This is a genomic window from Neobacillus sp. B24 (assembly GCF_055381825.1).
This window is the reverse complement of the sequence record NZ_AP035777.1, coordinates 4,143,286-4,164,695: the sequence shown is the minus strand read 5'-3', so window position 1 is coordinate 4,164,695 and position 21,410 is coordinate 4,143,286. Positions and strand designations below refer to the sequence as shown.

Below are 21,410 nucleotides of genomic sequence, written 5' to 3'. Positions count from 1 at the left end.
ATAATAAGCACATCAGGGGGGATTTGAAATGAGAGCAAGTGACAAGTCGATGAATGTTCAGTCAATGGAAGGCCGGTTATTCGGAGTAGATTTTCATGATTTTATCCAGAAAGAGCAGCATTCGGGTTCGTTTGAACTTGCTTCCGAATTTGGATTATCAATGCGTGATGTCAGAAAGTTGAAAAAACGGCTGGAAAGATCATAATTCTTTCTTGACATTGCTTGCGATGCTCCGTATTATTATTAAATAATCAAATTATCTTTGAACCAGTGATGGAGCATAGTAGTTAAGGCGAAATCCATGAAAAGAGAGGAATTGCCCTGGGCTGAAAGCATTTCCGCATGAATCTTAATGAAAGAACACTCCGTAGGTTTCTCTCTGAAAAAGGGTTGGAAAAGAATCCCTTTACTAGGAGAAGAACGTGACAGGCGTTAACTGTTTGAGAGGAAGAGCGTTGATCGTTAAGGCTCTTCAACTAGGGTGGCACCGCGGAAGCAAACTTCCGTCCCTTGTTTTATACAAGGGATGGGAGTTTTTTTTATTTTTTTAAAAAAATCCACCATACATAAAAAAATATAGATGAGGAGGACTAAACAATGTCAATTAGCATTCCCAGAGGAACGCAAGACATCCTGCCAGGTGAAGTGGAGCTATGGCAGCTAATTGAAGCTAAAGCGCGTGAGCTTTGCGAGAAATACCAATATAAAGAAATTCGGACCCCGATTTTTGAGCATACCGACCTGTTTTCACGCGGCGTCGGTGATACGACAGATATCGTTCAAAAGGAAATGTATACATTTGAGGACCGCGGCGGCAGAAGCCTAACCTTAAGGCCGGAGGGGACCGCTTCGACAGTACGGTCGTTTGTAGAAAAGAAAATGTTTGGTTATGCCAATCAGCCAGTAAAGCTCTACTATATGGGACCAATGTTCCGGTATGAACGGCCGCAGGCAGGCCGCTTCCGCCAATTTGTTCAATTTGGCATTGAGGCGCTCGGAAGCAATGACCCGGCGATAGATGCAGAAGTGATTTCCCTTGCGATGAACCTGTACAAGGAATTAGGCTTAACCAAGCTGAAGCTCATCATCAATAGCCTTGGAGATAAGGAAAGCCGGCGGGCTCACCGTGAAGCCTTAATAAGTCACTTCAAACCGAATATCGGCGAGTTTTGTAAAGATTGTCAAAATCGTCTTGAAAAAAATCCACTGAGAATTTTGGATTGTAAAGTGGACCGCGATCACAAGTTGATGAAATCTGCTCCTTCTATTCTCGATTATTTGAATGAGGAGTCTCAAGCCTATTTTGAAAAGGTGAAAACATTTTTATCTCAGCTTGATATTCCATTTGAGGTTGACTCTAATCTCGTTCGCGGCTTGGATTATTATAACCACACCTCATTTGAAATTATGAGTAACGCCGAAGGCTTCGGAGCGATTACGACTCTGTGCGGCGGCGGCCGCTATAACGGCTTGGCAGAGGAAATTGGCGGACCGGAAACTCCGGGAATTGGGTTCGCGTTAAGTATTGAACGTCTAATCGCTGCCCTTAAAGCAGAAGGTGTCGATATGGAGGTTAAGGAAGGCATCGATGTCTACTTAGCCGCGCTTGGAGACGAGGCAAAGGATTACACTGTCGGACTATTGCAAAAGCTTAGACTTGCCGGTTTCTCCGCAGAAAGAGATTACTTGAATCGAAAATTTAAAGCTCAGTTTAAAGCGGCTGACCGCTTAAATGCTAAATATGTAGCTATTCTCGGTGACGATGAACTAAAAAATAATAAAATCAATGTGAAAAATATGGCTTCAGGGGAACAAGAAGAGGTGGACCTTGATTCTGTTGTGCAATATTTGCAAGGATTAAAGGAGGAGTAAGCAGATGTTTGGGAGATCGTATTTTTGCGGGGAAGTACCTGAAACAGCAGTAGGGGAAAAGGTTACATTAAAGGGCTGGGTCCAGAAACGCCGTGACCTGGGAGGATTAATTTTTATCGATTTGCGCGACCGTTCCGGTATTGTTCAAGTTGTCTTCAATCCTGATGTGTCAAAGGAAGCATTGGCGACAGCTGAAAAAATCCGCAATGAATTTGTGCTTGATGTTGTCGGAACGGTTGTGGCCCGTGAACCGGGAACCGTGAATGAAAACCTGAAGACAGGAAAAATTGAAGTCCAGGCTGAAGTAGTGACCATCATTAACGAGGCGAAAACACCGCCGTTTACGATTTCGGATAAAAGTGATGCCTCTGAGGATGTTCGCTTAAAATACCGGTATTTGGACTTCCGCCGTCCGGTCATATTTGAAACATTAAAAATGCGTCATAAGGTCACTAAGAAAATCAGAGACTTCTTAGATACTAAAGGCTTTTTAGATATTGAGACACCGATTTTAACAAAAAGCACACCTGAAGGGGCTCGTGATTACTTGGTCCCAAGTCGTGTGCACCCTGGGGAATTTTATGCACTGCCACAATCACCACAGCTGTTTAAGCAATTGCTGATGGTTGGGGGTGTCGAACGCTACTACCAAATTGCGCGCTGTTTCCGCGACGAGGACTTGCGTGCTGACCGCCAGCCAGAATTTACACAAATCGATATTGAAACAAGCTTTCTAAGCCAGGATGACATCATTGAAATGATGGAGGAGATGATGTCAGGGCTCATGAAAGAAGTGAAAGGTATCAATGTTACAGTACCATTCCCGCGGATGACCTACGATGAAGCGATGACCCGTTTCGGTTCTGACAAGCCGGATACCCGCTTTGGACTTGAACTTGTGGATTTATCTGAAATCGTCAAGGATTCCGGTTTTAAAGTATTCTCTTCAGCAGTTGACGGTGGCGGTCAAGTCAAAGCCATCAACGTGAAGGGTGCCGCAGAAAAATATTCCCGCAAGGATATCGATGCCTTAACAGAGTTCGTGGCTGTTTATGGTGCGAAAGGCTTAGCATGGCTGAAAGTTGATGCTGAAGGATTAAAGGGACCGATTGCCAAATTCTTCGCTGGTGAAGATGCATCAGCACTTACTGCTACACTAGAAGCTGAAGCAGGGGATTTACTGTTGTTCGTTGCCGATAAAAAGAATGTTGTCGCGGATGCTTTAGGTGCTTTAAGATTAAAGCTTGGCAAAGAATTGGGTTTAATCGACCAAAGCAAGTTCAACTTCCTTTGGGTTACTGACTGGCCGCTATTGGAATACGATGAGGAGGAAGGCCGCTATTATGCCGCCCATCATCCATTTACGATGCCGTTCCGTGAAGACTTGGAATTCTTGGATTCTGATCCTTCCAAAGTCCGTGCGCAGGCCTATGACCTTGTGTTGAACGGCTATGAGCTTGGCGGCGGTTCGTTAAGAATTTTCGAGCGCCACATTCAGGAAAAAATGTTTAGTGTACTTGGGTTTACACCAGAAGAAGCGAGGGATCAATTCGGCTTCTTGTTAAACGCATTTGAATATGGAACACCTCCACATGGCGGAATCGCTCTTGGACTTGACCGTTTGGTGATGCTGCTTGCCGGAAGTTCCAACCTGCGCGACACAATTGCTTTTCCTAAAACAGCTAGTGCCAGCGACCTGTTAATGGATGCGCCAAGCGAAGTGGCTCCAGCCCAATTAAGTGATTTGCATTTGTCATTAAATGTTAAATGAAAACTCGCCGATTGGCGAGTCCGTTAGGACGAAGACAGAGGCGTAGTTGAATTTATGCGTTAAGGGATAATAAATAATAGGAATTCTCCCTGTGCTGACCTTGAAGGCTGCTAGGAAATATGCTATGATTAACTCAATTAAAGAAGAGTCCTGAAATGTACGTTGTGTTACCTGAAGTTTTGACCGAACATTATTTATTCGGGAGTCTAGCGTTTTCCGACCGCGTAAATGCCCCACTCACTGACGAGTAAGGGGACTTACAAAGCCGGAAACAGGACACCCACCTGCTGAGTGCGGGATCAAAACGAAGGATCAAAAGCGACGGCACCATCGGGACTCTTCGCTTTTTTATCTAAACATAAACCTTCTGCTATGAATGGTAAAGGGTTCACTTAAAGGGTGCACGAAGACAAATTGACACACGAAATGGCATACGAATTGACGTATGCCATTTTTAATGCCAAAACCGGTGCCAGTTGGGGAGTCTTTGGCTACCGAAATGGTGAATACCCAGTGAGTTCGGTCGCCAATAGAGGGTCTTAGCTACCGAAATAATGAACACCCAGTGAGTTCGGTCGCCAATAGAGGGTCTTGGCTACCGAAATAATGAACACCCAGTGAGTTCGGTCGCCAATAGAGGGTCTTGGCTACCGAGATAGTGAATACCCATTGAGCTCGGTCGCCAATAGAGGGTCTTGGCTACCGAAATAGTGAATACCCATTGAGCTCGGTCGCCAATAGAGGGTCTTAGCTACCGAAATAATGAACACCCAGTGAGTTCGGTCGCCAATAGAGGGTCTTGGCTACCGAAATAGTGAAAATCCAGTGAGTTCGGTCGCCAATAGAGGGTGTTGGCGACCGAAATGGTGAAACTCCAGTGAGCTCGGTCGCCAAAAGAGGGTCTTGGCTACCGAAATAATGAACACCCAGTGAGTTCGGTCGCCAAAAGAGGGTCTTGGCTACCGAAATAATGAACACCCAGTGAGTTCGGTCGCCAATAGAGGGTCTTAGCTACGGAAATAGTGAAAATCCAGTGAGCTCGGGTGCCAAAAAGGGGTCTTGGCTACCGAAATGAAGAAATCTTGGAAAAAAACGTGCCCAATTCACTACTTCAAAACACCAAAGCTTGCTAAAACATCCTAAAAAAGAGTGCCATTTTGATTCAAAAAAGCACTCTTTTCTATGTTATTTTGTTGTCAAATTCTCTGGCATTTGCTATGCCAAAACAAGGTCATGCACCTCTAAAGTGAACCCTTTATATGAATGGCAGTAGGTTTTTTTTATTTTACACTTTTATTTTATTTATACAATTCCCATCAAGATACTTGTTTTTATTTGTAATGATAAGTATGATATATTCTTTAGGGTGAAAAGTATTAAAATAAATTCAATTTATTTTGGAGTGAACATCATGCTGCATCAATTTTCTCGTAATGAGCTTGCGATAGGTCAAGAAGGACTAAATATTATGAAGAACAGCACGGTTGCAGTGCTAGGCATTGGCGGTGTCGGTTCCTTTGCGGCAGAAGCGCTTGCCCGCTCGGGTGTCGGCAAGTTGATTTTGATCGATAAAGACGATGTCGATATCACCAATATTAACCGTCAGTTAATCGCCCTGCTCTCGACAGTCGGACTGCCAAAGGCTGATTTGATGAAAGAGCGGATTAAAGATATTAACCCGGATTGTGAAGTTATCGCGTTAAAAATGTTTTATACAGAAGAAACCTATGAAGAAATTTTCAGCCATAATCTGGACTTTGTTGTTGACGCTTCCGATACGATTGTATATAAAATTCATTTGATGAAGGAATGTTTAAAGCGAAAGATTCCGATTATTTCGAGTATGGGTGCTGCCAACAAAATGGATCCAACCCGCTTCAAAATTGCGGATATTTCCAAAACACATACAGACCCGATAGCAAAGGTCATCCGCACAAAGCTGCGCAAAGAGCGAATTCACAAAGGGATACCTGTTGTCTTTTCCGATGAAAGTCCGATTGTCATTCGTGAGGATGTCAGACAAGTTGTTGGAAATGATAAAGCGGAGATTCGCAAGGCCCAAATGCCGCCGGCCTCGAATGCATTCGTTCCATCCGCCTGCGGATTAATTATGGCAAGCTATGTTGTCAGAGAATTACTAAAGGATATTAAAATCACCCGTGTAAGTGATGAAAAATAAAAACAAATCCCCGGAAATGAGCTGCCGGGGATTTGTTATTTATTATTGAGCTTTTATTAAAAATCGGCAATGATCTTCGTCGTCAGTTTTACAAGTAACCCTTTTAACATGCTGTGTGCCCAATACGTTTTTAAACATATTCGTTTCACAGGTGCAGGCTTTTTTATACTGTTTCGCCACGGTGAAAATCGGACAATTATATTCTATTAATTCATACGTATCGTCGTTGAGTTTATTGAGCTCTGCCATATAGCCCTTTTTAAGTTGGATTTCTTTCAGTTGGTGAACTTTTTCCCCGAAATTCTTGTTCTGCATTTGGGGCAGATAATTATTTTTCTGTCGTTCGCTTCGTTTCTCCAATAGAGTATCGATTATTTCTTCTCCATGCAGGTCCTTTAGGTCTTGAAGAAATTCAATCGCCAATGTCTCGTAACTGTTCGGAAATAGATCATCCGCCTGTGAGGATAAGGAAAAAACTTGAAGCGGTCTTCCCATGGGCTGACGGACTTCGGTAATCGTAAGGAGTGAATCTCGTTCCAATACGGTTAAATGTTTTCTGACCGCCATTTCCGTGATTCCCAAACATTTAGACAGTTCACTTACGGTTAGGTTTGTCTCTTTTTTTAATAATTCCAGGATTTTATCTTTTGTTGAGACTCTAATTCCCACTGCTCGTCACCTGCCTAAAATTTCTAAACCAAAAGGTATAAAAAGAAGCCAAATATATAGAGTCCATTTTATCATATTTTTTTCATTGGTATACTACTTTTTGATTTTACAAACCTTAAAATGGAATATCGAGTTTATTATTTTATTTTTCAATTACCATTTTAGTATAATATAACGCACAGGGGGAACAAAATGATGGAAATTGTAATTAGTAAACAGGCATTAAAATGGTTTAAGGAAGATATCGGGCTCAAGAGTGGTGATACATTGCGGTTTTACACGCAAATATATGGAAATAGCCCGGTACAGAAAGGGTACAGTTTGGCTTTTACGGTGGAAAAACCGGTAAAGGCAGCTATCAGTACTGAGTTGGATGGAATTTTATTTTATGTTGAAAATGATGATTTATGGTATTTTGACGGCCATGACCTGCATGTTGACTATGATGATAAAGAGGATGAATTGGAATACAAGTATGTAAAACCATAAGTGGTCAATATGTGGCAGTGTCCTACACTAAAGGAGTAATCGGGTATGGAAAAAATTAAGCACATATCCGCTGAATTTAAGGATTGGATTCTAAAAACCTTGAACAGCGGGACTGCAGCAGAAGCAGTCGCCAATGCCATGATAAAAAAAGGCTTTGATGAAGCATTTGCATTAAGGACTCTCTTACGAATTACTGGAAATCAGTCCATTGAAACGAAAGACAAGCAGTCCCCATACCTGCATGAAGTGCCTGAAATCGGAAAAAAGGGAAATACACTCTATACCAGTGACCGTGATATTAAGATACTTTCAAGAGTGGAGCATCCATTTATCCTTCATTTAGACAATGTCCTAAGCATGGAGGAATGCGATGAACTGATTCATCACTCTGTAGACAGGTTACAGCCATCACATGTCATTGATGCCGATTCAGGGGAAGTAAAAGCAGCACCTGGCAGGACAAGCAAAGGGATGTATTTTAGTTTAGGCGAAAACGCACTGGTATCCAAAATTGAACAAAGAATCGCCGAACTAACGAATTATCCGGTTGAAACTGGGGAAGGACTCCAAGTATTAAACTATAAGGTTGGCGAAGAGTACAAGTCTCATTTTGATTATTTTCCTACAAGCCAAGTAAAGCCTGAACAGGGCGGGCAGCGGATCGGTACCGTCCTAATCTATTTAAACGATGTACCTGCGGGTGGAGAAACGGTGTTTCCGAAGGCGGGTGTATCAATTGTTCCCAAAAAAGGCTCCGCCGTTTATTTTCACTATTGTAATAGCAAAGGGCAAGTGGACAGGTTATCCTTGCATACTTCTATACCGGTGGCAACAGGGGAGAAATGGGTAGCCACGAAGTGGATTAGACAGTGGAATATCTACTAAAATGTTTTGAATCATGTTTATTATTGTTTTTGTTAAAATACTATTTTTGAAACTTATTAGTTGAAAAAGTTAATTAACCTACACTATAATAATTAAAGTAATCAATTAATTCAAACAGGGGGAAATAAAAATGGCAAAATATCAACTTCCAGCTTTACCATATGAGGCAAATGCACTTGAGCCACATTTTGATGAGCAAACAATGAATATCCACCACGACCGTCACCATGCTACATATGTTAACAATTTAAACGCTGCTCTCGAAGGTCTAGACGATTTATCAAGCAAGAGCGTTGAAGAACTAATCGCCAACCTTGATGCAGTTCCTGAAAATATCCGTACTGCAGTCCGCAACAATGGCGGCGGCCATGCAAACCACAGCCTATTCTGGACTATCTTAGCTCCAAATGCTGGCGGAGCACCAACAGGTGAAATTGCCGAAGGTATTAACCAAGCTTTCGGAAGCTACGATCAATTTAAAGAAGAGTTTACAAAAGCAGCAACAGGCCGTTTTGGTTCAGGCTGGGCTTGGCTTGTAGTTGATAATGGCCAGCTTGCCATTACCAGCACACCAAACCAGGATAGCCCGCTGATGGAGGGCAAGAAGCCAGTACTTGGCCTTGATGTTTGGGAGCATGCTTACTACCTAAAATATCAAAACAAACGCCCGGATTACATTGGTGCTTTCTTCAACTTGATTAACTGGGATGAAGTTAACAAACTTTATAATCAAGCTAAATAAATGAAAAACTCGCCGAAAGTCCTTAGGACGAAGATAGAGGCGTAAGTTGAATTTATAACAAAAAACCCTCATTGCGGCATCGCTGCTCTTGAGGGTTTTTTTGTGGTTAATTTTTTCGGGTAAGCTTTTCATATACACTTGCAAGGGCCTGTTCGAATTTTCCGGTCCTTTTTGGCTCGTAGTATTGTTTGTGCTTAATCCGGTCGGGAAGATATTGCTGCGGCACCCAGCCAGTTTCGTAATCATGCGGGTACTTGTAACCGATGCCTCTGCCAAGGTCTTTTGCTCCTTTGTAATGGGCATCCTTTAAATGGTCAGGCACATCGCCGGTAATCCCTTTTTGAATATCGGCAAGGGCAGCATCGATGGCCATAATCGCCGAGTTTGATTTTGGCGATAAACATAACTCAATCACTGCATTGGCAAGTGGGATTCTCGCCTCGGGAAAACCGAGTCGTTCCGCCGTTTCAATTGCCGCCAACGTCCGTGCCCCGGCTTGGGGGTTGGCAAGGCCGATATCTTCATAGGCAATGACACTCAAGCGGCGGGCAATGCTTACTAAATCGCCGGCTTCGATCAATCTGCCTAAGTAATGCAGGGCCGCATTCACATCGCTGCCGCGAATTGATTTTTGAAATCCCGAAAGAACATCATAATGGGCATCACCGTCTTTATCCGCGGCGATACTTTTCTTTTGCAGGCATTCTTCAGCGGTGTGAACATCGATATGGATAACTCCATCCTCATCCGGGTCAGTGGAAAGGACCGCCAATTCCAAAGCGTTCAATGAACTTCTCACATCTCCACCTGAACCTTGGGCAAAATGTAACAGAGCCTGTTGAGATACATCAACCTGGTAATCTCCCAAGCCGTTTTCCTTATCTGTTAAGGCTCGAGTCAATGTCTGCTTAATTTCATCAGGTGTCAATGGCTTCAATTCGAAAATTTGGCAGCGGCTGCGGATCGCCGGATTAATTGCATGATAAGGGTTACTGGTCGTTGCCCCAATCAAGACAATCATGCCATTCTCCAAATAAGGCAGCAGGAAATCCTGCTTTGCTTTATCGAGCCGATGTACCTCGTCAAGGAGCAGAATGACTTTCCCGGACATTTTAGCTTCGGCAGCGACGATTTCCATATCTTTTTTATTATTTGTCACGGCGTTCAATGTGCGAAACGCGTATTTTGTGCTTCCGGCAATCGCGCTGGCAATGGAAGTTTTACCGATGCCAGGCGGTCCATAAAGAATCATTGAGGTCAGCTGTTTTGCTTTTACCATTCTGGCAATAATTTTTCCATCACCAACTAGATGCTGTTGGCCGGCAATTTCTTCAAGCGTGCGCGGCCGCATCCGAAATGCGAGAGGTTTTAACTGCATATACATCTCCCCAACTACTGTACATATTCGCTCTAATCTTATCATTTTTCCTCGAAAAAGCATATTAAAGAAGAATATGATATAATTCTAATGCCTATCAATTTACTGAGATTATTTTACAAAATAGAATTTTTATATAATAGAGGTGTAATAATGAGAATATCGACTAAGGGACGCTATGGACTGACAATCATGATTGAATTGGCGAAAAATTATGGGGATGGACCTACTTCATTAAAAACCATCGCTCAGGCTAATGATTTATCGGAACATTATTTGGAGCAGCTGATTGCTCCGCTGCGAAATGCCGGTTTGGTTAAAAGCATTAGAGGAGCTTACGGCGGCTATATTTTATCGGATGTCCCATCAAAAATTACTGCGGGCGATGTGATTCGTGTGTTGGAAGGGCCGATTACTCCCGTAGAAGGAATTGAAGACGAAGAACCGGCAAAGCGGGAGCTTTGGATCCGGATTCGTGATGCCATTCGGGATGTTTTGGATAATACGACGCTTGAAGATTTGGCAAACCACAGTGATGACAATGTAACTGATGGTTATATGTTTTATATTTAAAAACAATGGCCATACTGGATAATTATTTTGATTGAAGGTGTAATCCATGGAACGAATTTACCTTGACCATGCCGCAACCTCCCCGATGCATCCAAAGGTCATTGAAAAAATGCTTGAGGTGATGAACCAAACATTTGGCAATCCATCGAGCATTCATTATTTTGGACGAGAGGCACGCCATGAGATTGATTTGGCGCGTGGTGTAATGGCAGAGAGTATTGGCGCGAAAGAAAACGAGATTATTTTTACAAGCGGCGGAACGGAAGCCGATAATATGGCGTTATTTGGTGTTGCTGAAAGTTATCGTGGAGAAGGCAAACACATCATTACCACTGTGGTGGAACACCATGCAGTCCTTCATGCTTGTGAGAAATTGGAAAAATTAGGATTTGATGTTACCTATCTTCCGGTTGATGAATCTGGGGTTATTTCTCTTGCTGATTTGAAGCGGGAGTTAAGAGATGATACGATTTTGGTTTCGGTCATGTATGGTAACAACGAAGTCGGCAGCCTGCAGCCGATTAACGAAATTGGTCAGCTATTAAAGGATCATCCCGCCAAGTTTCATACCGATGCCGTGCAAGCATACGGAATGGAATTCATCGATGTGAATGAAAGCTATATCGATTTACTATCGGTTTCTGCTCATAAAATTAATGGTCCAAAGGGGACAGGCTTTCTCTATGTACGAAATGGTGTAAAATTAGCTCCCCGCTTATATGGAGGAGAGCAGGAACGGAAACGCCGGGCCGGTACGGAGAATGTCGCCTCAATTGTTGGCTTCCGTGAGGCGGTATCCATTGCGCTAGAAGAGCGATCTCTAAAACGCGAGAAATTTATTAAATATAAAAGGTTGTTTTTGAAAAAGCTTCGTGACCATGAGATTGAGTTTTCCGTAAACGGAATGCTTGAAAATTCTCTGCCACATGTATTAAACTTAAGCTTTCCTGGCACTAACGTCGAAGCTATGCTCGTGAATCTGGATTTGGCTGGGATTGCTGTATCCAGCGGCTCTGCCTGTACGGCTGGTTCGATTGAGCCTTCCCATGTGCTTGTGGCCATGTTTGGCAAGGAGTCAGAGCGGTTAAGTAATTCCATTCGCTACAGCTTTGGTTTTACGACAAGTGCTGAAGAAGTTCTTAAAGCGGCGGAAGAGACCGTTAAGGTCGTTTCGCGCTTGAAAAAATAAATTTTTTAATTAATTTGGTGGTAAAGAGAGGTGAACAATAGTGGAAACACGAGATCCAAAAGACATCAGAGTGGTAGTCGGAATGTCGGGAGGGGTAGATTCCTCAGTGGCAGCTCTTTTGTTAAAGCAACAAGGCTATGATGTCATCGGCATTTTTATGAAAAATTGGGATGACACTGATGAAAACGGTGTTTGTACCGCTACTGAAGATTATAATGATGTCATCCGCGTCTGCAATCAAATCGGTATCCCCTATTATGCGGTCAATTTTGAAAAGCAATATTGGGATAAGGTGTTTACGTATTTTCTAGATGAATACCGTGCAGGCCGGACTCCTAATCCAGATGTAATGTGTAATAAGGAAATTAAATTTAAAGCGTTCTTGGAGCATGCGATGAATTTGGGAGCGGACTATCTTGCCACTGGTCACTATGCCCGGGTGGAATATCGCGATGGTGAATATAAGATGCTCCGCGGTTTGGATGATAACAAAGACCAAACCTATTTCCTTAATCAATTGAGTCAGGAACAAATCAGTAAAGTCATGTTCCCAATCGGGAATCTTGAAAAATCTAAAGTACGGGAAATCGCCAAAGAAGCTGGTCTTGCGACAGCAACGAAAAAGGACAGTACCGGAATTTGTTTTATTGGCGAACGGAATTTTAAGGAGTTCTTAGGACAATACCTGCCGGCCCAACCGGGTAACATGGAGACATTTGACGGTGAGGTCAAGGGCCGCCATGAAGGGTTGATGTACCATACGATTGGCCAGCGTCATGGCCTTGGCATTGGTGGTTCCGGGGAGCCGTGGTTCGCAATTGGCAAGGATTTAAAACGAAACGTTTTATATGTCGGCCAAGGTTTTCACAATGAGAAGCTCTATTCTGATCGTATTATCGCAGCAAATGTAAGCTGGGTTTCGGATCGGGAGAAGCCGGTGGAATTTGAATGTACAGCTAAGTTTCGCTATCGCCAGGAGGATCATAAGGTCAAGGTTGTATTGCTCGACGGCGACCGGGTCGAGGTGATATTCGCTGAACCTATTCGTGCAGTGACACCGGGACAAGCAGCTGTATTTTATAACGGCGATGAATGTCTTGGCGGCGCAACGATTGATGAAGTTTATAAAGATGGCGAACGCCTGACATATGTTGGTTAATTTTGCCCCTGATTCCGATAGTCGGAATCGGGGTTTTTTTGAGGGAATTTTGAGTTTGGCGAAAAACTACTAATTTTCGGCGAATAAGTACCAGAGTTTGGCGAATATCTCTCAAGATTCGGCGAATAACTTTTTTACAGGAGTTTGCGGTCAAAAGCCCCCAGATGCGTCGCCCTACCCCCTCAAAATATGGTATACTTCCCTTTGAAACGGAGTTGATCAAAATGGATAAAAACCAATTAGGTGTCCAATACATGCAAGAAGGCAATATGGAAGAGGCAGCAAAGGCCTTTTACGAAGCGATAAACGAAGACCCTAAAAGTCCAACACCCTATATTAATTTTGGCAATGTCCTGTCCGCATTGGGCGATAATGATAAAGCATTAAATTTTTATAAAAAAGCAATTGAAATCGACCCAACCGCCGCCGCTGCCTACTACAGTGCCGGTAACTTATATTTCAGCAACGAGCAGTACGAAGAAGCAAAAACGATGTTTGAACAAGCCATGAAAAACGGGCTTGAAAATAGCGATAACTATTTTCTGCTAGGGCTCACTTTCATGAGTTTGGAACAGCCCAAATTTGCTCTTCCATATCTGCAGAGAAGTGTAGAACTTAATGAGAACGATGCGGAAGCACGATTTCAATTTGGACTATGCTTAACACAGTTTGAACTCATTGATGAAGCGAAGCAGCAGTTTGAAAAATGCATTGAACTTGAGCCGCTTCATTCTGATGCTTATTACAATTTAGGTGTTGCATACGTGTATCAAGAGAATGCACAAAAGGCTGAAGAAATGTTTAATAAAGCCTTGGATATTCAGCCAGATCACTTGCTTGCCGGATATGCGAAGAAACTATTGAACCAATAACAAAGCAATTCGAAAGGAAAGGAGGGAGCAATGTGGAAAAACAAGACACCTTGGATTTGTTTAGTGATGAGAAAAAATATCTCAAAGGCCGTCCCATCGTAACGATTTTTCACAATGAACAAAATTTGTACACAGTCTTAAGAATTCGGGTTGACGAAACCAATGATCAATACACTGACAAGGAAGCAGTTATCACCGGTTATTTCCCGAAAATTTACGAGCAGGAAACTTATATTTTTTACGGAGAATTTAAGGAACATCCACGATTTGGCCAGCAATTTTTCGCCAGTCATTTTCGTAAAGACTTGCCGCAATCGAAGCAGGGGGTTATCGCATACCTCTCCGGAGAAATGTTCCAGGGCATCGGAAAAAAGACGGCTGAAAGTATTGTCGAGACATTGGGCGAGGATGCCATTTCTAAAATTCTAAACCAGCCGTCCCTCTTAGAATCGATTCCCAAACTCCCTCCTGATAAAGCGAAAACACTTTACGATACACTGATGGAACATCAGGGCCTGGAGCAGATTATGGTCGCCCTCAATCAGTACGGGTTCGGTCCGCAGCTGTCGATGAAAATTTATCAAGTATATAAAGAAAACACCCTTGAGGTCATGCAAAAAAATCCTTATCAGCTCGTAGAGGATGTCGAAGGGATTGGGTTTGGCCGCGCAGACGAGCTTGGTCATCAACTCGGCATTTCCGGCAGCCATCCCGATCGGATTAAGGCAGGCTGCCTATATACGCTGGAAAATGAAAGCATGCAAACAGGTCACGTTTATGTGCAGCTCGAGGATTTGCTGCAACAGGTAAAGTCGCTGTTAGAAGAAAATAAACGGGACCAAATTGACTTTCTGGATATTTCTAATGAAATTATCAACCTTGAACAAGAAAGAAAAATTATCGGTGAAGAAAAACGAGTCTATTTGCCGTCGTTATTTTTTGCGGAAAAAGGACTGGTTTCGAGCATCAGCACGATTCTGAAGCAGACAGAATATAAGGATCAATTTCCCGAGTCTGAGTTTTTGCTGGCATTGGGCAGTCTCGAAGAGCGGCTTGGGGTGCAATATGCCCCAACACAAAGAGAGGCGATTCAAACCGCATTAATGTCCCCAATGCTTATTCTGACCGGTGGTCCCGGAACCGGGAAAACCACGGTCATAAAAGGAATAGTCGAGCTTTATGGTGAACTTCATGGCTGCTCGTTAGAACCGAAGGATTACTTACATAAGGATGAGCCATTCCCATTTTTGCTGGCGGCCCCAACGGGAAGAGCAGCTAAACGGATGAGCGAATCTACTGGCCTTCCTGCTGTCACAATCCATCGGCTGCTTGGTTATAACGGTACGGAAAACTTTGACCGTGATGAAAGCAGTCCGCTTGAGGGGAAAATATTAATTGTAGATGAAACTTCGATGCTGGATATATGGCTGGCCAACCAACTATTTAAGGCTTTGCCGGAAAATATTCAGGTTATATTGGTGGGTGATGAAGATCAACTTCCATCCGTGGGTCCTGGTCAGGTGTTAAAAGACCTGCTAAGATCGGAACGAATTCCTACTGTCAGGCTGACTGATATTTACCGCCAGGCCGAGGGCTCATCGATTATTGAACTCGCCCACGAAATAAAAAAGGGTCATTTGCCGCAAGATATTACTGTTAAGCAAGCAGATCGCTCCTTTATAAAATGCGTCACTGCCCAAGTTCCCGAAGTGGTTGAAAAGGTAGCATTAAATGCGAAAAATAAAGGCTATACAGCAAGGGATATTCAGGTGCTTGCCCCGATGTACCGAGGGCCTGCGGGAATTGACCGGCTAAATGTGCTGCTTCAGGAAATTTTCAATCCGAATCCTGATGGCAAACGCAAAGAAATTCTGTTTGGCGATGTCAAATACCGGATTGGTGATAAGGTTCTCCAGCTTGTCAATCAGCCGGAAAATAACGTATTTAATGGAGATATCGGCGAAATCATTTCCATTATTTATGCGAAGGAGAATACCGATAAGCAAGACAAGATCTATATTTCCTTTGAAGGTAATGAGGTAGAATACACGAGACCGGATTTGACACAAATTACCCATGCCTACTGCTGTTCGGTCCATAAATCGCAGGGCAGTGAATTTCCAATTGTTATTTTGCCCGTAACGCGAAGTTACTATCGAATGCTGCAAAGAAATTTGATCTATACAGCAATCACTAGAGCAAAGCAGTCTTTGCTCTTATGCGGTGAGGTTGATGCACTAAAAATGGGTATCGAACGAGCGGATGAATCCTCTCGCCTGACGACGCTTTGTGAAAAACTGCAGGAGGCAATCCCAGGGACAAACGTTGTTCCAAAGAAAACTCCTCAAAACATCGATGCAGAGGCAGACCAAACCCCCATTTCACTTGAAGAAGAATTAATGCAGGTTGATCCGATGATTGGGATGGATAATGTTTCACCTTATGATTTTCTTGTGAATGACTGAAACTAAGAATGTTCAAAGGAGGAGGGACACTCTTGCGAACATTTTCCTTACTGAAAGGACAGCCTGTTTTTGAAACAAATAACGGTGTAAAGATTGGCGAAATTTGTGACCTTTGTATTTCCAAAGACGGGGCTGTTAAAGGCCTGCTTGTAAAAAAAGGCGTTTTCTTCAAACAATCCTACTTTTTGGATATTCAAAAGGTGTCTTCCTTCGGCTGGGATGGGGTCATGATTGAGGATGCCGGGCAATTGGAGAAACTGAAAGAAAATCCTGAATATACGTTCAATCATCAGCATTCTCTAGAAGGAATGATGATGATTTCCAGCAGCGGTGAGTCGCTTGGGTTGTTAAAAGATGTATATTTTAAGGAAGAATTGGGCACAATCGTAGGGTACGAAATTACGGATGGCTTCTTTTCAGATATTGCGGAAGGGAAACAAATCATCCAATCTGAGAAACCCTTAACGATTGGAAAGGACGCCATTATCGTAGACGTAAATGAAAACTTGCCGACTGGCGAGCCCGGTAGGGTGAAGACAGAGGCATAGTTGAATTTATGCGTTCAGAATTTGAAGTAAATTCTGATTAGCGTAATCAAACGTGAGGTGTCTTTTTCATGCTTAAGTGTCCCAATTGCGCTAGCAAGGATATTGGTAAAATCGGTATTAACCAATATTACTGCTGGAACTGTTTTATCGAATTGTCTGTTTCCAAAGGCATCATTAATACCCATCAGGTTGAGGAAGACGGAACACTAAGTTCATTGGATGATTTGTTTGAAGAAGAATTACGTCGTTACACTCTCTAAATAAATTATGAAGAGGTGAAACGTAATGAACAAATTAATGACGTCAATGATTGCTTTTGGTGCCGGAATGGCAGCTTATAATGTGGCACAACGAAATAACCTGATGTCAGAACGCCAAATGAAAAGAATGCAAAGGAAAATTAAACGAGCGATCTTTTAATGTTAAATCCCCCTTGAGATTCGAGGGGGATTTTTATGGGAATGGGAATATTTCCACATGCTGTCTCCAAAAATAACCATAAGGAGGCTTTTGCCAGTGGACATTCGCATGAAATGGTTTTACCGCATCGGTTTCTTACTCCTATTGTTGATTGCGATTTATGTGTTTTTAAAAATTAGGTTTGTTTGGATTCCAATCGTTAGGGTAATCATAATTATTGCTATGCCTTTCGTCATTTCTGGGTTTATCACTTATTTGCTTCATCCCATTATTGAGAAGTTGCATGAAAAAGGGCTTCACCGCGGGCTGGCAATTATGCTGATTTATTTGATATTTTTTGGCGGCATCGGCATGGCCCTATATAAAGGGATTCCGGCGATTATTGACCAACTCAAGGATTTGTCGGAAAGCGCCCCAGTGTTTGCACAACAGTACCGCGGTTGGGTTGGGCAGTTGCAATCCCATACACGGGAGTGGCCGGATGGGCTGCAAATGCGAGTAAATGATGGAATTGATGCCTTTGAACAGAGACTCGATTCCCTGTTAACAGTTCTTGTCGGTATCTTAATCCAATTCTTTAATTCAGCATTAATTTTAATGATTATTCCATTTATCACTTTTTATATGCTCAAGGACTTCACGCTTATTAGGAGAACCGTTTGGTATCTTACTCCGAAGCAATGGCGAAAAAAAGGGACACGCTTTTTGCATGATGTGGATGAATCACTTGGAGGCTATATCAGGGGGCAGCTTCTTGTTTGCACCATTATCGGTACCATTTCGACCATTTTGTTCTGGATCTTTGACTTGAAATACCCGTTGCTGTTAGGCCTAATCGTGGGGGCTACCAATGTTATCCCCTATTTCGGCCCGATTATCGGGGCAGTGCCAGCGGTGATTATCGCGGCGACAACCTCGGTTAAGCTTGTGATCATTACCGTGGCGATTGTGTTTGGTCTGCAATTTCTTGAGGGAAATATCTTATCGCCTTATATTGTTGGAAAGAGCCTTCATATGCACCCGCTGTTGATTATGGCAGCGTTAACGACGGGAGGCGAGGTTGGCGGAATTCTCGGATTAATTTTGGCCGTCCCAATCCTTGCAGTCCTTAAAGTTGGGATTATTCATGCTAAAAATCATTTCATCACATCCCGAACCAGTGAACCGACGTCGTAGTTATTTGACAAACGTGTGGCTGATAGCTATAATTCGTCATATATATAGGATGAACATGTAGAAGGATACAGTATGTTATAGTCCATCTGTAACGCTTAAAGGCGCTCAAGAGAGGAGTCTCCCTGGCTGAAAGGGACTCTAGGTGAAGGATGACAGAACGCTAATCCGGAGTGCAGCTAACCCCTGCCGTTACGCCGCGTTAAGGCTTCATTGAGAGATGGGTACGGCTGATTGCGTACTCATAATCAGGGTGGTACCGCGAGACAGGCTCTCGTCCCTGCTATAGGGATGAGGGCTTTTTTGTGTTCATTTTAAATAAAATAGGAGGTCGTTCCAGATGAAAAACTTAACGGGTGCAGAAATCCGTAAAATGTTCTTGCAGTTTTTTAGTGAAGAAAAAGGGCATCATATAGAACCAAGCGCATCACTTGTCCCGCATGATGACCCATCGTTATTATGGATCAACAGCGGTGTGGCAACTTTGAAGAAGTACTTTGACGGACGGGTTGTCCCAGAGAACCCTAGAATCACCAATGCTCAAAAGTCAATTCGCACAAATGATATCGAGAATGTCGGAAAAACAGCGCGTCATCATACATTCTTTGAAATGCTGGGTAATTTCTCAATTGGTGAATATTTCAAGGAAGAAGCCATTGAATGGGCCTGGGAATTCTTAACACATGAAAAATGGATGGGATTTCAAAAAGAACTTCTATCGGTGACAATCCACCCAGAAGATAATGAAGCCTATGAAATTTGGAACAAAAAGATTGGGATCCCTGAGGAGCGGATTATTCGGCTTGAAGGAAATTTCTGGGATATTGGTGAAGGCCCAAGCGGTCCGAATACAGAAATTTTCTATGATAGAGGTCCAGAATATGGTGATGACCCTAGTGACCCTGAATTATATCCAGGTGGAGAAAATGAGCGCTATTTAGAGGTTTGGAACCTGGTGTTCTCACAGTTTAACCATAACCCAGACGGAACCTATACACCACTGCCAAAGAAAAACATCGATACCGGGATGGGATTGGAACGGATGGCATCCGTTGTCCAAAACGTACCAACGAATTTCGATACCGATCTGTTTATGCCAATCATTCGTGCAACTGAAGAAGTTTCCGGTGAAAAATATGGGACACATAAAGAAAAAGATGTGGCGTTTAAAGTCATTGCTGATCATATTCGTACAGTTGCCTTTGCAATTGGTGATGGGGCATTGCCGTCAAATGAAGGCCGCGGCTATGTGTTAAGACGCTTACTGCGCCGTGCCGTCCGTTATGCAAAGCAAATTAATATCAACCGTCCGTTTATGTATGAACTCGTTCCGGTTGTTGGAGAAATCATGCATGATTTCTATCCGGAAGTAAAGGATAAAACGGATTTTATACAAAAGGTCATCAAGAATGAGGAAGAGCGTTTCCATGAAACACTCCATGAAGGCTTGGCTATCTTGGCAAGCATTATCAAGAAAGCGAAAGACAAGGGCAGTGACACCATCTCAGGTGAGGATGTCTTCCGCCTGTATGATACCTACGGCTTCCCGGTCGAACTAACTGAGGAATATGCCGAGGAAGATGGCTTGAAAATTGACCATGAGGGCTTTGAGGCTGAAATGGAAGTCCAGCGTGAACGTGCCCGTGCTGCCCGCCACGATGAAAATTCTATGCATGTTCAAGGCGGAGTATTGCGTGATATTACGGCAGAAAGCAAGTTTGTCGGATATAGTGAGCTGAATGCAGCATCTACGGTATTGGCCATTATCAAAAATGGCGAGCTGGCACATGAAGCTGTAAGCGGTGAAGAGGTTCAGCTGATTCTTGATGTCACACCATTTTATGCCGAAAGCGGCGGGCAAATTGCCGACCGTGGTGTCATCACAGGGGATGGCGTATCTGTTGCAGTAAAAGATGTTCAAAAGGCGCCAAATGGACAGAACCTTCATAAAGTGATGGTCCAAACCGGAACATTAAAAACAAATCAAAGGGTAACCGCAGAGGTTGATGGAGCCAACCGGGTCAAGATTATTAAAAACCATACTGCCACACATTTGCTGCACCGTGCATTAAAGGATGTTTTAGGTGAGCATGTCAATCAGGCAGGATCTCTTGTTGAACCAGATCGCCTCCGTTTTGACTTTTCGCATTTTGGTCAGGTAAAACCTGAGGAACTCGAACAAGTTGAAAAAATCGTCAATGAAAAGATCTGGAGCAGCATTGAAGTGGATATTAGTCTAAAACCAATTGCTGAGGCTAAATCAATGGGAGCGATGGCCTTGTTTGGCGAAAAATATGGTGAGATTGTTAGGGTAGTTAGAGTAGGCGATTACAGCCTAGAGTTATGCGGCGGCTGCCATGTGCCAAACACTTCCGTCATCGGCTTGTTTAAAATTGTTTCCGAGGGCGGCATCGGTGCTGGAACAAGACGGATTGAGGCTGTCACTGGTGAATCGGCTTACAATGCTTTAATTGAGCAGGTAAGCTACCTGAAGGATGCGGCAGAAAAGCTGAAAACCAACCCTAAAGAGGTTAGCGGCCGAATTGACACCTTGCTTGCGGAAATGAAGCAATTACAGCGGGAAAACGAATCATTGGCGGCTAAGCTAGGCAATATTGAAGCAGGAAACCTTGTTTCTCAAGCAAAGGAAATCGATGGGGTAACCGTGCTATATACAAAGGTTCAGGCTGCTGATATGAATAACTTAAGAAACATGGCAGACGACCTGAAACAAAAGCTTGGTTCAGCGATCATTGTACTTGGCAGTGCCCAGGAAGGCAAAGTTAATTTAATTGCTGCTGTCACCAAGGACTTAAATGAAAAAGGCTACCATGCCGGAAAATTAATTAAAGAGGTTGCCACAAGATGCGGAGGCGGCGGAGGCGGCCGTCCAGATATGGCTCAAGCAGGCGGAAAAGACCCTGAAAAACTCGATTCAGCACTTCAATTTGTCGAGGAATGGGTAAAATCGGTTTGATAATAGGACAAAGTAGTGTAAAATATAGGTAACTATTCCAATTCGAGGT

General features: G+C 43.2%; 19 protein-coding genes, 1 other RNA gene and 1 other annotated feature. Of the genes, 18 read left to right on the top strand and 2 right to left on the bottom strand.

The genetic code is table 11. From position 1 onward, the window contains the following. Nucleotides 1-28 precede the first annotated feature (28 nt). The 5 genes from ACZ43M_RS20730 to ACZ43M_RS20710 all read left to right on the top strand — a co-directional run bounded on the left by ACZ43M_RS20730 (nucleotide 29) and on the right by ACZ43M_RS20710 (nucleotide 5,822). The gene (locus ACZ43M_RS20730; RefSeq protein WP_464504404.1) at nucleotides 29-205 is read left to right on the top strand and encodes a hypothetical protein; all 177 of its coding nucleotides are present in this window, start codon (nucleotides 29-31) and stop codon (nucleotides 203-205) included. 56 nt (nucleotides 206-261) lie between these two features. Continuing rightward, nucleotides 262-514 (top strand) — a binding site (T-box leader). Nucleotides 515-597: 83 nt separating this feature from the next. Continuing rightward, nucleotides 598-1,872 (top strand): histidine--tRNA ligase, encoded by a 1,275-nt coding sequence (gene hisS / locus ACZ43M_RS20725; protein WP_464504402.1) that lies wholly within the window; start codon nucleotides 598-600, stop codon nucleotides 1,870-1,872. A 4-nt stretch (nucleotides 1,873-1,876) separates the two neighbouring features. Beyond that, entirely contained in the window at nucleotides 1,877-3,643 is a 1,767-nt protein-coding gene (gene aspS, locus ACZ43M_RS20720; protein ID WP_464504401.1) for an aspartate--tRNA ligase, read from the top strand. 144 nt (nucleotides 3,644-3,787) lie between these two features. Further along, nucleotides 3,788-3,984: non-coding RNA, 6S RNA (ssrS, locus tag ACZ43M_RS20715), on the top strand. Nucleotides 3,985-5,054: 1,070 nt separating this feature from the next. After that, nucleotides 5,055-5,822 (top strand): tRNA threonylcarbamoyladenosine dehydratase, encoded by a 768-nt coding sequence (locus ACZ43M_RS20710; protein ID WP_464504400.1) that lies wholly within the window; start codon nucleotides 5,055-5,057, stop codon nucleotides 5,820-5,822. A gap of 42 nt (nucleotides 5,823-5,864) precedes the next feature. Here the strand turns inward: ACZ43M_RS20710 and ACZ43M_RS20705 are convergent, their stop codons facing one another. Further along, the gene (locus ACZ43M_RS20705; protein WP_464504399.1) at nucleotides 5,865-6,491 is read right to left on the bottom strand and encodes a helix-turn-helix transcriptional regulator; all 627 of its coding nucleotides are present in this window, start codon (nucleotides 6,489-6,491) and stop codon (nucleotides 5,865-5,867) included. A 192-nt stretch (nucleotides 6,492-6,683) separates the two neighbouring features. Between ACZ43M_RS20705 and ACZ43M_RS20700 the strand changes: the two genes are divergently transcribed. From ACZ43M_RS20700 to ACZ43M_RS20690, 3 genes are all read left to right on the top strand, one after another. After that, the gene (locus ACZ43M_RS20700; RefSeq protein WP_464504397.1) at nucleotides 6,684-6,980 is read left to right on the top strand and encodes a HesB/YadR/YfhF family protein; all 297 of its coding nucleotides are present in this window, start codon (nucleotides 6,684-6,686) and stop codon (nucleotides 6,978-6,980) included. A gap of 45 nt (nucleotides 6,981-7,025) precedes the next feature. Further along, a complete protein-coding gene (locus ACZ43M_RS20695) occupies nucleotides 7,026-7,865 on the top strand; it encodes a 2OG-Fe(II) oxygenase (RefSeq protein WP_464504396.1) in 840 nt (279 codons plus the stop codon). Nucleotides 7,866-7,995: 130 nt separating this feature from the next. Then, entirely contained in the window at nucleotides 7,996-8,607 is a 612-nt protein-coding gene (locus tag ACZ43M_RS20690; RefSeq protein WP_464504395.1) for a superoxide dismutase, read from the top strand. A 106-nt stretch (nucleotides 8,608-8,713) separates the two neighbouring features. Here the strand turns inward: ACZ43M_RS20690 and ACZ43M_RS20685 are convergent, their stop codons facing one another. Continuing rightward, nucleotides 8,714-9,985, bottom strand: a complete 1,272-nt coding sequence (locus ACZ43M_RS20685; protein WP_464504394.1) for a replication-associated recombination protein A — start codon at nucleotides 9,983-9,985, stop codon at nucleotides 8,714-8,716. Nucleotides 9,986-10,138: 153 nt separating this feature from the next. Here ACZ43M_RS20685 and cymR point away from each other — a divergent pair, with 153 nt between their 5' ends. From cymR to alaS, 10 genes are all read left to right on the top strand, one after another. After that, entirely contained in the window at nucleotides 10,139-10,558 is a 420-nt protein-coding gene (gene cymR / locus ACZ43M_RS20680; protein WP_464504392.1) for a cysteine metabolism transcriptional regulator CymR, read from the top strand. Nucleotides 10,559-10,604: 46 nt separating this feature from the next. Beyond that, entirely contained in the window at nucleotides 10,605-11,747 is a 1,143-nt protein-coding gene (locus tag ACZ43M_RS20675) for a cysteine desulfurase family protein (protein ID WP_464504391.1), read from the top strand. Nucleotides 11,748-11,787: 40 nt separating this feature from the next. Beyond that, nucleotides 11,788-12,906, top strand: coding sequence for a tRNA 2-thiouridine(34) synthase MnmA (gene mnmA, locus ACZ43M_RS20670; RefSeq protein ID WP_464504390.1), 1,119 nt, complete (start codon nucleotides 11,788-11,790; stop codon nucleotides 12,904-12,906). A 224-nt stretch (nucleotides 12,907-13,130) separates the two neighbouring features. Further along, nucleotides 13,131-13,778: a tetratricopeptide repeat protein gene (locus tag ACZ43M_RS20665; RefSeq protein WP_464504389.1), complete on the top strand. Its 648-nt coding sequence runs from the start codon at nucleotides 13,131-13,133 to the stop codon at nucleotides 13,776-13,778. Nucleotides 13,779-13,810: 32 nt separating this feature from the next. Next, complete coding sequence (gene recD2, locus ACZ43M_RS20660) at nucleotides 13,811-16,243, top strand: SF1B family DNA helicase RecD2 (protein ID WP_464504388.1); 2,433 nt, start codon at nucleotides 13,811-13,813, stop codon at nucleotides 16,241-16,243. Between the two features lie 32 nt (nucleotides 16,244-16,275). Continuing rightward, on the top strand, nucleotides 16,276-16,791 hold the full coding sequence (locus ACZ43M_RS20655) for a PRC-barrel domain-containing protein (RefSeq protein WP_464504387.1): 516 nt from the start codon (nucleotides 16,276-16,278) through the stop codon (nucleotides 16,789-16,791). Between the two features lie 68 nt (nucleotides 16,792-16,859). Continuing rightward, nucleotides 16,860-17,051, top strand: a complete 192-nt coding sequence (locus ACZ43M_RS20650) for a hypothetical protein (RefSeq protein ID WP_464504386.1) — start codon at nucleotides 16,860-16,862, stop codon at nucleotides 17,049-17,051. Nucleotides 17,052-17,076: 25 nt separating this feature from the next. Next, nucleotides 17,077-17,211, top strand: a complete 135-nt coding sequence (locus ACZ43M_RS20645) for a YrzQ family protein (protein ID WP_464504385.1) — start codon at nucleotides 17,077-17,079, stop codon at nucleotides 17,209-17,211. 96 nt (nucleotides 17,212-17,307) lie between these two features. Further along, entirely contained in the window at nucleotides 17,308-18,387 is a 1,080-nt protein-coding gene (locus ACZ43M_RS20640) for an AI-2E family transporter (RefSeq protein WP_464504384.1), read from the top strand. A 337-nt stretch (nucleotides 18,388-18,724) separates the two neighbouring features. Further along, nucleotides 18,725-21,361 (top strand): alanine--tRNA ligase, encoded by a 2,637-nt coding sequence (gene alaS, locus ACZ43M_RS20635; RefSeq protein WP_464504383.1) that lies wholly within the window; start codon nucleotides 18,725-18,727, stop codon nucleotides 21,359-21,361. Nucleotides 21,362-21,410 lie beyond the last annotated feature (49 nt).